Below are 11,711 nucleotides of genomic sequence, written 5' to 3'. Positions count from 1 at the left end.
AAATACGCGAAACGGGGTTGTTCTATCTTTAAATTTAATTACGCAACAAAGCCGAAAAAACGCCGCTCATTTGAGCGGCGTTTTTATTTATGAGAAATGCACACCCTAGCTAGCTTGATCCTTGAGTGTCTGGAATCCAAAGTAAATTCGCATGAACGTAGTTAGCCAGCACGCGGTGCCAAAGGTGTAGGCGATAACAGCAAAGTGTTGAGGCCAAATACAGAACGCGATGAAACAAGCGATGGTTTCAGTGCCTTCGGTTAGCCCTGACATGTAGTACAGAGACTTATGCTTATAGACTGGGTTTTCGATGCCTCGTTTGCCTGCCATCACGGCAAACGCCAAAAAGCTGCTGCCAGTACCGATAAAAGAGAAGATCAAAAACGCACCGGCAATGGCGTTGTGTTCTGGGTTCGCAATAACAAAGCCAAAAGGAATTAACGAATAGAAAAGGAAATCGAGGCTGATGTCGAGAAAACCGCCAGCGTCACTAATGCCTTGGATTCGAGCCAAAGCCCCATCAAGCCCATCACATACTCGGTTGAACACAATGAAGCCTAGCGCCCATTCGTAATGTTGAAATGCCAACGCCGGAAACGCTAAACACCCGACCAGAAAGCCAAATAAGGTGGTTTGATTTGCCGTGATACCGAATTGACTCAGCAACTTAGCTGATTGGTTTAATGGCCACTTAATGACCTTGATGGAGTACTTATCCAGCATGATGACTCCTCCATGGCCAAGACAGCACTTGCGCCCCTTGAGGTACGTCAGCTTCGTCGTGCGTGACCATTAATGTTGGGATATTTGCTTTTGTCAGCTGTTCGAAGACCCAATCGCGAAATTGTGCTCTTAACTCTTGGTCTAACTTACTAAACGGTTCGTCGAGTAGGGCGAGCTTCGGCTTCGCCAATAACATACGAGTTAAGCTGATTCTTGCACGTTGACCGCCAGATATTTGATCCGGGAAAGACTCTGCCAAGTGAGTTAGCTCTATGTCTTTTAGTGCGGCCATCGCTTGCTGTTGACGAGCGGAGCCCTTAATTGAATTAGGCAGAGAGAACGCCAAGTTTTCCCATACCTTGAGGTGAGGGAACAACAAGTCATCTTGAAAAAGAATACCGACTTCACGCTGATGTGAAGGCAGGTTATCCAGCTGAATGTCGTTCAAAATAACGGTGCCAGAATACGAAAACTCATCATTTAAGTGCCCAGCTACGGCGTCCAACAAGGTCGATTTTCCGCAGCCGCTCGGCCCCATCAAAGCCAATACTTGGCCTGATTCTAATGTTATGTTTAGCGCTGAAAACAGCGATACACCATCGTTTTTACGGATGGCGAGGTCGTTGAGGTGCAGACTCATTCGTTAGAAAACCTTTAAAAGTAAGACGGCGATATCTGAGTTGAAGTCGGCTGACTAATATCGCTAAAGAGAAAAAGAACAGAGGCAATAGGGCCTGCCAAATGGCATAGATAGCTGTCACTCTGCGGTCGAAACCACTGGTAAGGGCAACGGCTTCTGTGGTGATTGTGCTAATACGGCCCGCGCCGAGCATCAAGGTGGGTAAGTACTGAGCCAAACTTACGCTGATCCCGACCGCCCAAGCAAAGGCAATAGCGGGTAACAAGATAGGCAGCTTGATGGAGTACCAGCTTTGAAATGGCGATTTACCCAAGCTCAACGAGGCTTTTATCAGGCCGTCATTGAAGCTTTTCCAAGGGCCATCCAAAGACAGATACACAAACGGGAAAGCAAAGAAAACATGCGCCCAAATTACCCAAAATTCATAGGCGCTGCTGCCGATATAAAGCGTGGTCACTTGCATGCCGAACAATACCGAGAGTTGAGGTATCAACATGGGAATCGCGATAATAAAGCCCGGAACTTGCCACTTGTATTTGATTCGGTACTCATGAGCTACCAGCGCGAGTAATAAAGCAACGGAAGCGGCAATAAGGCCAATCCACAAGCTTTGCCCGACGGTGCTCATGATGCCATCCCACTCAAACTCCCAGAAACGCATGCTGTAGCGACTTGGAAGTAAATCAGGGAAACGCCAACGTTGGGCAACACTCCAAATCCCCATTAGTGGAATGATCAGTAGTGACAATGCAGCAAGCACTGCGAAGATCGTTTTTCCTGGAAGGTTAATACCTGTTCTTCCTGAATATTGCCAAGTTCTAAAGTACTTGAGAATTGCCCATTCGATTAGACGCGCTAGGGCGATGATCAACGAAGCCAAACCGAATAAAACGATGGCGCCAGCGGCAGCTCGTGGCAATAGATTAAGGTCTGGGTCGTTAAACCATTGCCATACCAAAACGGCAAAGGTCGGCGGATTGGTTGGGCCAATGATCAGAGCGATGTCGACAACCGATACGCTGTAAGCAAGCACCGCCAACATAGGGAAGCGAAGCTTGGTAAACCATTGTGGGAAAATACACTTCCACCAGATCTGAGCACGGCTATAACCCAGAGAGGCACTGACCTTAGTGATGCGTTCAACATCGATTTGTTGAAGTATCGAAATGCTCATCAGCAATAAGAAGGGCACTTCTTTGAGTGCGAGCATAATGATTAGGCCAAACGCGTAAGGATCTTTTATCAGCAAAGCCAATTCAGAGCTTGTAGCCGATTCACCAAGTAAGTGATGCACGGCTCTTGCGCCAAGCCCTGTTGGGCTAAACAGAAAAGCAAAGCCGATAGCGAAAGCCACATGCGGAATGGCAAGCATTGGCGATAGCGTTAGCTCAATCTTTCTCCAAAACTTGTTTCCCCAAGAAGCCTGAAGAATACAAAAGGTCAGGAAGCAGGCAATGTAGCTGCTGGCGAACGCTGAACCGAGGCTCAAACCAATAGAGTGCCAAGCCCCTTCCCATTGAAAGACTTGGCTAAAACCGTTGAGTGAGGGCTCTTCTAAACCTAGGGGCGGGATGAAACTCAGTGACGAGGCCACTACTCCCGCTACCCCAGGAATGGTTGGGGTAATGCACACAGCTATAACAACAAAATATAGAGCGCGTAGCATGAATTTTAGCTACCGTATCGCTTAAGCCACTCTTTCTCGAGCGCGTTTTGCCAGCTAGGGTGTGGTTCATCAATCGATTTAAATTGCTGGGTATTTTTAGCGCTACCGGTCAGGTATTTGCTGCTCAACACTGAAGGATCGCCCCAAACATTGAGGTCGCCTTTGCGTGATTGTGCTTCTGGGCTCAACAAGAAGTTGATGGTTACCTGAGCGCCAGCACTTGCATTAGCATTCCAAGGAATCGCAAGGAAGTGAATGTTAGACAGAGCACCGCTTTCTAGAGCATAGGCCTTGGTAGTTTCAGCTAGGCGGCCACTTGATTGTGCTGAATAGACAGAATTTGGGTTAAAGGTAATCGCTAAATCGAGCTGACCATCATCCAGAAGTTGAATGCTTTCAGATGTGCCCGCTGGGAATTGTTTACCACCGCGCCATGCCACTTTATGGAATTTATCTAAGTAAGCCCAAAGTGGTGCAGTAACTTCTTGGAAGTTGTCTTCCGAAACAGGTTGAGCCAGTGCAGGGTTGTTGTCTGTTAGCTCAATCAGTAGAGACTTGATGAAGCTGGTGCCATGAAATTCAGGTGGGCGAGGGTAGCTTAAGCGGTTAGGGAAAGCTTGAGCGTAGCTCAACATCTCTGAAAACGATTGTGGCGGATTGTTTAGTGTCTCTTGGTCGTGGATGAACACAAGTTGTCCGACGCCCCAAGGTGCTTCTAAGCCTTCGGTTGGCTCCGAGAAATCGACATCAATTGGTAAAGATTTATCAACGTACTTCCAGTTTGGAAGTGATTCTGTGAATGGTCCAAATAACAGCGCATTGTCTTTCATCGAGCGGAAGTTCTCACCATTAATCCAAACGATATCGACACTGCCTTCGCTGTTCTTGCCTGCGGCTTTTTCTGCAAGTAGTCGAGTAGTCGTTTCAGCAATGTCGGTTACTTTTACATGCTTTAAGGTCACACCGTAGTCACTTTGTAACTCCTTGCCTGCCCATTGTAGGTAACGATTAATTTCTTGGCTTCCGCCCCAAGCGTGAAAGTAGACAGTTTGTCCCTCTGCCTGCTGTTCTATTTGGTTCCAGCTATTGGTTGATGTTGCTTCATCAGCGTAAATGGCTGCGCTGTATGCAACGGTTGCCATGATTCCTAACGTACTTACTATCTTGTTCATAAACTTTTCCATTTGGTAGTGAACGGGCAAGAGCATTGTATTTTCAAACTCCCTAGGGCGTGTTGACCTTTCGTGGCTAACGAAAGATCAACACGCCCTAATAGTTATTCTATCTGTTTCTGAAATAAATTCTAATTCAACAGTAAATTCAATCAATTACTTAAGGGCTATTACCATCCTAGCAACAGACCGTTGAACTGATGAATTTATTGCACTCAAATGATAGATTTTTTAGGTTTATTGGAGGTTGGTACGAAAAGTAAGCGATGAGTGTCAGTTTTGAAGGAATCATGAGTGTAAAAAAGCAATAAAAAAGGAGCCACTAGGGCTCCTTCAATCAATATTTGGTTTCTCTGACTGATTAGTTTACCCAGTCACGAATTGTGTACGTTAGCGTGTGTACATCGTTTTTCAATACTAGCGTATCGTTTGTTAGTGTTACGTCGCTCCACTCGCTTAGAGTCGCGGAAACCGATTGTTCGATTTCCATTGCTGAGCCGTGACACATTTTCATGGTCATGCCCATTTGCTTAATGCGGAATTGACCGTCTTTTAGTTCGCCTTGACCGAAGAAGTTGTTACAACCAGCCATGCCGTTTGCCGTCATCTTTTCGCCGATCTCTAGACGAGGTGTCGCTTGGTGTTCGCTTTTCTCAATGTTCTTGCCATCAATTTGCGCAAGTTCCCAATTATGGTGCTGTAGATCGGTTGGTGTTACTTGCATCGCGTTATCACCTGTTGTTGTGCATGCTGCTAGCATCATAGGTAAAGCGGCTACTGCTAGTAATTTTTTTGAACTAAACTTCATATTATAAGGCTCCAAAGGAAAGAACGAAGTTACCGAATAAGTGTAACTTGATGGGTTCAAAGTATAGTTTACAAAACACTATATGTGTCAGTATAAGGTCATAGTTTAGTATGGATTTCATGAGCTAGGCGACAAATTAATCGCTTATTTTTGAGATAGTAAGCGTAATTTTGATTATGTAAGGAGGCGGGGTGGAGCAGTTAGAGTTTTTCCAAGTTCCAAGCCCTTGCGTGGGGGTTTGCTCAAGCGATGACAAAGGCTATTGCAATGGCTGTATGCGTAAAAGGGAGGAGCGCTTTAATTGGATGTCGATGACGCCGTCAGAACAGTTACACGTCATAAAGCTGTGTCGTCAGCGCTATAGAAGAAAAATAATGAAGCAAAAAAATTTGGTTGGTAAGTCGGTTGACGAAGAGGGAAGTACAAGTCCCCAAAGAGATCTTTTCGGCTAAAGAGGAAGTATTGAAATTTTATTTAACCTCGAGGTAACTATTACTTTACATAATGGTTGGGGTGTAATATTAAGGTAGGTACCTTTGTACCTGAAGGAGTGGTGTCGGTATGAATAAAAAGAACGGAAAATTCAAAAAAGAGCCAGTTAAAGCACTGGATCGTAAACCGATCGGGGCGAAAGATGACCCTGAAGAGGCTCCGCGTGATTGGCATTCGATGTCAGAAGAAGAACGAATGGAAATCCTTTCTCACCTTTCAGACATGCCTTTTCAATAACATCACTGGTTCTTCAGAGTCTTTCTTAAAGCCCTGTTTTCTTAAATAAACAGCTTTCTGAAATAAACATATTGCTAAACAAACATGTGATTCGCTTTCGTTACACCACGATGGTACGTGCAAAATGTATCATTGGCTTCGGTGGTTTTACTGTGAATTTTAATGTTTGTGATCACTTCTACAGCCCCTGCATCGTAGCAAGCTTGTTCTGCTTTTTTAACGATATCTAACAGTAGGTTGAGTTCACCTTTCATCGTGGTTTCCATAGCTCCGACTTGGAAAGGCACATCGGCAGCTTTCACAACTTCAATTGCTTTATCAACCACTTCGAAGTTGTTGCCTTCTTTAACGCGAGGGATCACTTGGAAGGCAACCATCACTTCTTTTTCTCTTTTTAACTCAGACACTTTCTGCTTACTCTTGGATAGGGAATTGTTGCAGATGATAGGTTAATACGGATATTAATTCTACAGCTAACGATGCTGTTCTATCGACTATATCAGTGACTAGAGATATAGGCTTACTTGCTACCCCAATGGTCGCTAACCCAACCACCAATATGCTCATCAAAATGACTGCCACTGAATCTCTGGTTACGTTCCACCGAGGTATCACAGTCATCTTTGTTGTCTATTAGGTTTTGTATGTAGTTTGCCATCGGGTCATTAGAACGCTGACGATCTCGGCGAGTAGCCACTTCCTTAATCAGTTGTAATCGATATGTAGAGCTTGCACGTTTCATTTCAATGACCTCCCGGTTTTTAGACACTAATAGAAAAATCTAGTTGTCAGATATAGGGGCGTCAACGTGATTTTAGAGTATTTTTTTTGAGCAACCAAGAATCAATACCTTGGCATCATAATTCATAAAAGTGTCATTTAGGTTGGCATCTTTATGGAGGTTTGAGGGCATAAGTTTGTATTTTGGTCCTGCTAATATGAGATCAACCATAAAAAAGCCCAGTGCAAACTGGGCTATTCGATTTTCTGTGGTTACTTTGAATAACAGGTTATTTCGAAGAACTTGGTTTGCTCTTAAATTGCTTAACACTCTTCTTTTTTGCGGTTCTTCGGTTAGCCATTTTGTCTTTAGGCGGACGTTTGCGAGCTGTCGCTTCAGATGCAGGTTTGTCTGTAACTGGGAAGCCTTCCAACGCTTGTAGCATAAGAGGTTTATTGGTCAGAGTACGAATTGCATTCAGGTAGTCAGTTTCGCTGTGGCTAACCAGAGAGATCGCGCTGCCAGTACTTCCTGCTCTTGCTGTGCGACCAACTCGGTGTACGTAAGTCGCCGAATGCGATGGCAAATCAAAGTTAATTACGACAGGTAGTTGATCAATATGGATGCCTCTAGCCATAACGTCGGTGGCGATAAGCACACGAGTCGTGCCATTTTTGAAACTCTCTAATGCTTGCTCTCGCTCTTCTTGGCTCTTATTTCCGTGTAGCGCATTCACACTTATTTTGGCTTTACTCAATCGCTTGGTTAATGCATCTGCATTGTCTTTTGCGCCAATAAATACCAATACCTGCGACCATGCGTGCTGATTGACTAGGGCGATCAGCGCTTGAGCTTTACTGCCTTTGTTCACTAAGTACAGAGTTTCTTCAATAGCCGCGACCACGCTGTTTTCTTGATGCGTCGTAACCTTTACTGGATTAACAAGAAGCGCCTCAATCTGACTGAACAGCTCTTTTGGCAGCGTAGCCGAAAACAGCAGTGTTTGATGCTTTTTAGGAAGAGCAGAAATAATGGTTTGAACATCTGGCCAAAATCCCATGTCGAGTAAACGGTCTGCCTCATCAAGAACTAAAGACCTGCATTGGGTTAGCTCGAGCTTGTTCTCTTGAATAACGGCATGTAGGCGGCCAGGAGTTGCGATCACGAGTTGTGGCTTTTCTAACAATTGCTGTTGCTGGATCTCGATATCAACTCCACCAGTCAGTGTCACCGTTTTGATATCAAGTGTGGTTGCGATGGGTTCTAGTGCTTTGGCTACTTGAGAGGCAAGTTCACGGGTTGGAACAATGATTATCGCTTGTAGTTCATTTACATCATGCTTGATGCTGTTCAGCAAAGGTAAGCCAAATGCCAACGTTTTTCCGCTACCCGTTTGAGCCAACGCCAGCACGTCTTTCCCCGCAATAATTGTAGGAATTACCGCTTGCTGTACCTCTGTCGGCTTATTGAATTGAGATGGGATCGCGGAGACGGTTTTTGGGTTAAGGGTTAGGCTATCAAATGACATAAATGAACCAAGTATCAAAAGGGAGGTGGAGTTTAACAGGACGTCAAAAGTTAGAGAATCAGTTTATCGGTGAACTTCAGCTTGCTCTTTAGTCTTAATATGGCGAAATCGAATTTGAGATAGACGACTTACATCCCATTTTTTATTGAATCCTAAAGACTATGAATATTTTGGAGTAAAAACCTAAAGCAATTGATCACAAAGTCGATATAATTATCAGTTATCCATTTGGTTGGCATCTTTGTTTTGAATCTAGGTTAGAAGTTAAAGGATGAATAGAGCCAACGGTATGGTGTGTTTTTGAGTTGTTTTACTAGCTTGTTTTTTAATAAATAGAAATAAAAATAGAGACAGGGAGTCATCGATGAGTGAAGAGTCATTCACCCAGAAACGTGAGTATTACCGCCTGAAGTACCCTAAAAAGGCGCGCCCAGTGATACGAATCAAAGATGAACTTTTTCATGTCAGTGAAGTTTCTGAAAAAGGCGTGCGCTTGATGATGAGTAACATCATCCCGGTCTATCGAGGCTTCTCAATGGCAGGCACTTTATGGTTGCATGGTAATAACAGCATTGATATTCGTGGTTCTGTATTGAGGCAAGAAGGCGATGAAGTGATCGTTCTGTTATCACAAGGCCCGAGTTTCAAAGATATGGTGGCTGAACAACGACACATTAGGCAAAGGTACCCGGTTTTCTTCGCGAACCTTAGAGTGGCATAAGCAAAGCATCTAAATGCCTAAAACCCAAGTAACTCATCGTTATCTGATATAAAAAGCCCAGCACTTTGACGAGTGCTGGGCTTTGTCATCTATATGAACAAACTACTTCTAAAGACAAACTAACAAGTTTGCTTCGTCTTATAGCTCGTCGACTGTTGCCCAAACCGCTGCTAGCATGTCGTGACCAAATGCAACACTGCGCTCTGGAGACCAACCGTACAGTTCGTCAGCGTGGCTGATGTGATCTTTAAATGGCATCTCGACAGTGTATGCCAAACACTTGAACTGTTCGCCGATCCAGTTTGTACCGACGGTCATATTTGCTTTGCCCGGTTCGTCTTTATCGTAGCCAAATTCATCTTGGAACTCTGGCGTGATAGTAAGAAGAGCTTGCTTGAAGTGATTCTCTAGTTTTGCAATGCGCTCATTGTATGAAGGCGTACCTTCACTACCAGCAACAAAGTTATATGGAATCGCTTCGTCACCGTGGATGTCTAGACAAAGGTCAACGCCAGTTTCTAGCATGCGCTCGCGAACAAGGAAAACCTCAGGGCTGCGTTCCATAGAAGGTGACTGCCATTCACGGTTTAGGTTAACGCCAATACCGTTAGTGCGTAGGTGACCACGGATACTGCCGTCTGGGTTCATGTTAGGTACAACGCGGAATACAACGCTGTCTAGAAGTGAACGACCAACTGTGTCTGTTTCATCAAGCAAGCGTTGCAGCAGACCTTCGATCAGCCATTCAGCCATGGTCTCGCCCGGATGTTGGCGACCAATAACCCAGATGTTTTTCTTCTCTGCACTTGGCTCACCGATGGTTAGCAAAGTGATGTCGTTGTTATCTAACGTATGGCCCAGAGTTTCTAGCTTACAAGCAGGGTGCGTTTGAGCACTGTGCAGGAGATCTTGATGACGATCGTATGAATACGGTGCGAAGTACGCGAAGTACATTGAATCGTGTTCAGGAATGATATCAAAGCTTAAAGTGTCGCCATCGAATTGAGATGGAATGCGGAACCACTCTTCACGGTCATACGATGCAACCACATCATAATCTTTCCAGCCTTCAGGGTAGGCAGATGTTGCCAATTGGCCGATTTCAAAGTGGTGAGCTTGTTGAGCTTCACTTTCTAAGCGGAAATGAAACCATTGTGCGATTTCAGTTTGATTATCCGCTGGAATAGTTAGTTGAATGTTTTGTGGTGAATCTGCTGAAACGACGTGAATGTTGCCGCTTTCGAAGTTGCTGAAAATTTTCATTGTAGTTTTTATCTCGTAGTTGAGTTGCCGTAAGATTAGCACACTTTTTTTCGAGCAAACCACTAACTAAATCGTAATGAGATGTTATTTCAGCTATCTGTTTTTTAGCTGCCTACTTTTAAATCGACAGCTATTTAACGGTTAACTTTGAGCTATCGACGTTGGCAAGTCGTGCAACCACGACAGGCAGAGCGTGTATAGCGATCGAGTTTACTGCGTTGCACCTTACAGTACGCATTTTTCAGCGCTCTTCTTCCAGCAAACCAATCATCCGGCTTTGACAGGATCAGATAACCATTGAAGCGCTTCACAAGCTCTATTCTATTTTGGTCGATGAACTTGCTATCAAAGCCTATTTCGAAGTAATCAAGCGCTTGTTCAATCGAAGTAAAGCTCGCTATTTTTTGTTGGAACTCTGTTTGGCTCATGGGGAGTTTGTTTGTGAACTGGTGGCAACTATTGTACCGAGTTCACGATTTATTTTATTGATTTTAGTTATGACTTACCTGGGGTTGAACCGTAGGCTTTCTTAACATGAAGTGATCTTTTTAACTCTTTGAGGATTATAGATAAAGTACTAACGAACAGTGACAACTACCCAACCAGATAGGGGAATCAATGAATCGAATCAATCCAAAGAAACTACTTCGCAGTAAATGGACGGCCGTTAGCCCAGTAAAGAAAGAAAAGCACTTTATGATCACTGAGGTCGAATTCGAAGAAGGGGAGGTCATTCGTTGCTTAATAGAAGCGGTGATGACGAAACGAGAAGAAGACATTAACTGGCGCGATCTAACCGATAAGGATCATTGGCTTCCTGGTTGGAAATAAGTGTATCAAGTCGAGGCAATCTGCTTGATACACTTGTATTAATTCCCCGACGCAGCAAGCCCTTGCCAGTATTTAAGGCCTTCTAACACACCCTCTGCATGTGTTGCTCTGCTGGTGTATACGTTATCTCGATCGGACAGGTGAGCGATCTCAGGGTAATGATTCGCGACCAATATTGAATTTACGCCATCTATGGTTAGCATTGAGGTGTCGTTCGCTGAGTCGCCAGCCACGCATACCTCTTCAATGCTTAACTGATGTTGTTTAAGTAGATGATGAATCGCTGTGGCCTTGTTGACACCCTTAGGCGTGATATCTAAGTACCAATCGTGGGAATAAGTAAGGTGTACATCTAAACCGTGTGATTCCAGACGAGATGCGATCAGCTCATGTTGAGGCTCTGAGAGTTTTCCTTCGAAAGTGATCTTGTATTCCCCTTGATGGCTCTCTAAGCGCTCTCCCATGAAATCGAGCGATGCAAGTGCAGACTCAACCTTTGACTTGTTCCAAGACGCTTCTAATTGATTGTGCCAGGTGTGATCCGGTGTTTGGGAGTGCTCGTGATGAATTCTCGTGCCTACGTCGCTGATAATCGTGTGTGGTTTCGGGTAGTTGTCAGAAGCTAAACCCACACGAATTGAGGGCAGTGTTCTACCTGTCGCGATGATAAAGCGGATATCCGGTTGTTTTGTTAAGTAGTTAAACAACTGATCAACCCCATGAGACGAGCCGCCATCAAGCGTGCCATCAAAGTCACACACCAGCATTTTTATCATTCTAATACCTGTCCTTTTATCTGTCCGAAAGAGTATCCAGCCTTTAGATAAAGAATGGATCAGCAATGTGTACTCTACAAGTTGTCTTTCGGCCTGGGTAATCGACTTTTGACAGTTTGCAGCAAGTATCACA

Annotated in this window: 15 protein-coding genes; 4 read left to right on the top strand and 11 right to left on the bottom strand. The window is 44.4% G+C overall.

Features of this window, described 5'->3' with window-relative positions:
- Positions 1-105: 105 nt before the first annotated feature.
- The 5 genes from ACED25_RS20495 to ACED25_RS20475 all read right to left on the bottom strand — a co-directional run bounded on the left by ACED25_RS20495 (position 106) and on the right by ACED25_RS20475 (position 5,009).
- Positions 106-723, bottom strand: coding sequence for a CDP-alcohol phosphatidyltransferase family protein (locus ACED25_RS20495; RefSeq protein ID WP_017104254.1), 618 nt, complete (start codon positions 721-723; stop codon positions 106-108).
- Positions 713-1,363, bottom strand: a complete 651-nt coding sequence (locus ACED25_RS20490; protein ID WP_017104253.1) for an ATP-binding cassette domain-containing protein — start codon at positions 1,361-1,363, stop codon at positions 713-715. The genes ACED25_RS20495 and ACED25_RS20490 overlap by 11 nt, the downstream gene beginning before the upstream one ends.
- Complete coding sequence (locus tag ACED25_RS20485) at positions 1,329-3,029, bottom strand: ABC transporter permease (RefSeq protein WP_017104252.1); 1,701 nt, start codon at positions 3,027-3,029, stop codon at positions 1,329-1,331. The genes ACED25_RS20490 and ACED25_RS20485 overlap by 35 nt, the downstream gene beginning before the upstream one ends.
- 5 nt (positions 3,030-3,034) lie before the next feature.
- Positions 3,035-4,201, bottom strand: coding sequence for an ABC transporter substrate-binding protein (locus ACED25_RS20480; RefSeq protein ID WP_029223164.1), 1,167 nt, complete (start codon positions 4,199-4,201; stop codon positions 3,035-3,037).
- Positions 4,202-4,562: 361 nt separating this feature from the next.
- Entirely contained in the window at positions 4,563-5,009 is a 447-nt protein-coding gene (locus ACED25_RS20475) for an META domain-containing protein (RefSeq protein WP_009846444.1), read from the bottom strand.
- Positions 5,010-5,200: 191 nt separating this feature from the next.
- Here ACED25_RS20475 and ACED25_RS20470 point away from each other — a divergent pair, with 191 nt between their 5' ends.
- Positions 5,201-5,461: a DUF1289 domain-containing protein gene (locus ACED25_RS20470; protein WP_017098649.1), complete on the top strand. Its 261-nt coding sequence runs from the start codon at positions 5,201-5,203 to the stop codon at positions 5,459-5,461.
- A 109-nt stretch (positions 5,462-5,570) separates the two neighbouring features.
- Positions 5,571-5,738, top strand: a complete 168-nt coding sequence (locus tag ACED25_RS20465; RefSeq protein WP_017099427.1) for a hypothetical protein — start codon at positions 5,571-5,573, stop codon at positions 5,736-5,738.
- A gap of 74 nt (positions 5,739-5,812) precedes the next feature.
- Here ACED25_RS20465 and ACED25_RS20460 read toward each other — a convergent pair whose 3' ends face one another.
- From ACED25_RS20460 to ACED25_RS20450, 3 genes are all read right to left on the bottom strand, one after another.
- Positions 5,813-6,115, bottom strand: coding sequence for a thiamine-binding protein (locus ACED25_RS20460; RefSeq protein ID WP_032498912.1), 303 nt, complete (start codon positions 6,113-6,115; stop codon positions 5,813-5,815).
- A 143-nt stretch (positions 6,116-6,258) separates the two neighbouring features.
- Complete coding sequence (locus ACED25_RS20455; protein ID WP_009846448.1) at positions 6,259-6,480, bottom strand: hypothetical protein; 222 nt, start codon at positions 6,478-6,480, stop codon at positions 6,259-6,261.
- A gap of 268 nt (positions 6,481-6,748) precedes the next feature.
- On the bottom strand, positions 6,749-7,987 hold the full coding sequence (locus ACED25_RS20450; RefSeq protein WP_371695950.1) for a DEAD/DEAH box helicase: 1,239 nt from the start codon (positions 7,985-7,987) through the stop codon (positions 6,749-6,751).
- Between the two features lie 364 nt (positions 7,988-8,351).
- Here ACED25_RS20450 and ACED25_RS20445 point away from each other — a divergent pair, with 364 nt between their 5' ends.
- Complete coding sequence (locus ACED25_RS20445; RefSeq protein WP_012603678.1) at positions 8,352-8,708, top strand: hypothetical protein; 357 nt, start codon at positions 8,352-8,354, stop codon at positions 8,706-8,708.
- A gap of 138 nt (positions 8,709-8,846) precedes the next feature.
- Here the strand turns inward: ACED25_RS20445 and ACED25_RS20440 are convergent, their stop codons facing one another.
- Both ACED25_RS20440 and ACED25_RS20435 read right to left on the bottom strand, forming a co-directional pair.
- Positions 8,847-9,971 (bottom strand): M14-type cytosolic carboxypeptidase, encoded by a 1,125-nt coding sequence (locus ACED25_RS20440; protein WP_029223162.1) that lies wholly within the window; start codon positions 9,969-9,971, stop codon positions 8,847-8,849.
- A 152-nt stretch (positions 9,972-10,123) separates the two neighbouring features.
- Positions 10,124-10,399, bottom strand: coding sequence for a nitrogenase-stabilizing/protective protein NifW (locus ACED25_RS20435; RefSeq protein ID WP_371695949.1), 276 nt, complete (start codon positions 10,397-10,399; stop codon positions 10,124-10,126).
- A gap of 190 nt (positions 10,400-10,589) precedes the next feature.
- Here ACED25_RS20435 and ACED25_RS20430 point away from each other — a divergent pair, with 190 nt between their 5' ends.
- The gene (locus ACED25_RS20430; RefSeq protein ID WP_009846453.1) at positions 10,590-10,802 is read left to right on the top strand and encodes a TIGR02450 family Trp-rich protein; all 213 of its coding nucleotides are present in this window, start codon (positions 10,590-10,592) and stop codon (positions 10,800-10,802) included.
- 38 nt (positions 10,803-10,840) lie between these two features.
- Here ACED25_RS20430 and ACED25_RS20425 read toward each other — a convergent pair whose 3' ends face one another.
- The gene (locus ACED25_RS20425; RefSeq protein WP_029223161.1) at positions 10,841-11,578 is read right to left on the bottom strand and encodes an HAD-IIB family hydrolase; all 738 of its coding nucleotides are present in this window, start codon (positions 11,576-11,578) and stop codon (positions 10,841-10,843) included.
- Between the last annotated feature and the right edge of the window lie 133 nt (positions 11,579-11,711).

The organism is Vibrio sp. 1F263 (genome assembly GCF_041439035.1).
In the GTDB taxonomy this organism is placed as follows: Bacteria; Pseudomonadota; Gammaproteobacteria; order Enterobacterales; family Vibrionaceae; genus Vibrio; species Vibrio tasmaniensis_A.
This window is presented reverse-complemented; position numbering and strand designations above follow the sequence as displayed.

Excerpts from the sequence above, each read along its gene's own strand:
- ACED25_RS20495 (WP_017104254.1), bottom strand. The coding sequence starts at position 723 with ATGCTGGATAAGTACTCCATCAAGGTCATTAAGTGGCCATTAAACCAA.
- ACED25_RS20490 (WP_017104253.1), bottom strand. The coding sequence starts at position 1,363 with ATGAGTCTGCACCTCAACGACCTCGCCATCCGTAAAAACGATGGTGTA.
- ACED25_RS20485 (WP_017104252.1), bottom strand. The coding sequence starts at position 3,029 with ATGCTACGCGCTCTATATTTTGTTGTTATAGCTGTGTGCATTACCCCA.
- ACED25_RS20480 (WP_029223164.1), bottom strand. The coding sequence starts at position 4,201 with ATGAACAAGATAGTAAGTACGTTAGGAATCATGGCAACCGTTGCATAC.
- ACED25_RS20475 (WP_009846444.1), bottom strand. The coding sequence starts at position 5,009 with ATGAAGTTTAGTTCAAAAAAATTACTAGCAGTAGCCGCTTTACCTATG.
- ACED25_RS20465 (WP_017099427.1), top strand. The coding sequence starts at position 5,571 with ATGAATAAAAAGAACGGAAAATTCAAAAAAGAGCCAGTTAAAGCACTG.
- ACED25_RS20460 (WP_032498912.1), bottom strand. The coding sequence starts at position 6,115 with ATGGTTGCCTTCCAAGTGATCCCTCGCGTTAAAGAAGGCAACAACTTC.
- ACED25_RS20455 (WP_009846448.1), bottom strand. The coding sequence starts at position 6,480 with ATGAAACGTGCAAGCTCTACATATCGATTACAACTGATTAAGGAAGTG.
- ACED25_RS20450 (WP_371695950.1), bottom strand. The coding sequence starts at position 7,987 with ATGTCATTTGATAGCCTAACCCTTAACCCAAAAACCGTCTCCGCGATC.
- ACED25_RS20445 (WP_012603678.1), top strand. The coding sequence starts at position 8,352 with ATGAGTGAAGAGTCATTCACCCAGAAACGTGAGTATTACCGCCTGAAG.
- ACED25_RS20440 (WP_029223162.1), bottom strand. The coding sequence starts at position 9,971 with ATGAAAATTTTCAGCAACTTCGAAAGCGGCAACATTCACGTCGTTTCA.
- ACED25_RS20435 (WP_371695949.1), bottom strand. The coding sequence starts at position 10,399 with ATGAGCCAAACAGAGTTCCAACAAAAAATAGCGAGCTTTACTTCGATT.
- ACED25_RS20430 (WP_009846453.1), top strand. The coding sequence starts at position 10,590 with ATGAATCGAATCAATCCAAAGAAACTACTTCGCAGTAAATGGACGGCC.
- ACED25_RS20425 (WP_029223161.1), bottom strand. The coding sequence starts at position 11,578 with ATGATAAAAATGCTGGTGTGTGACTTTGATGGCACGCTTGATGGCGGC.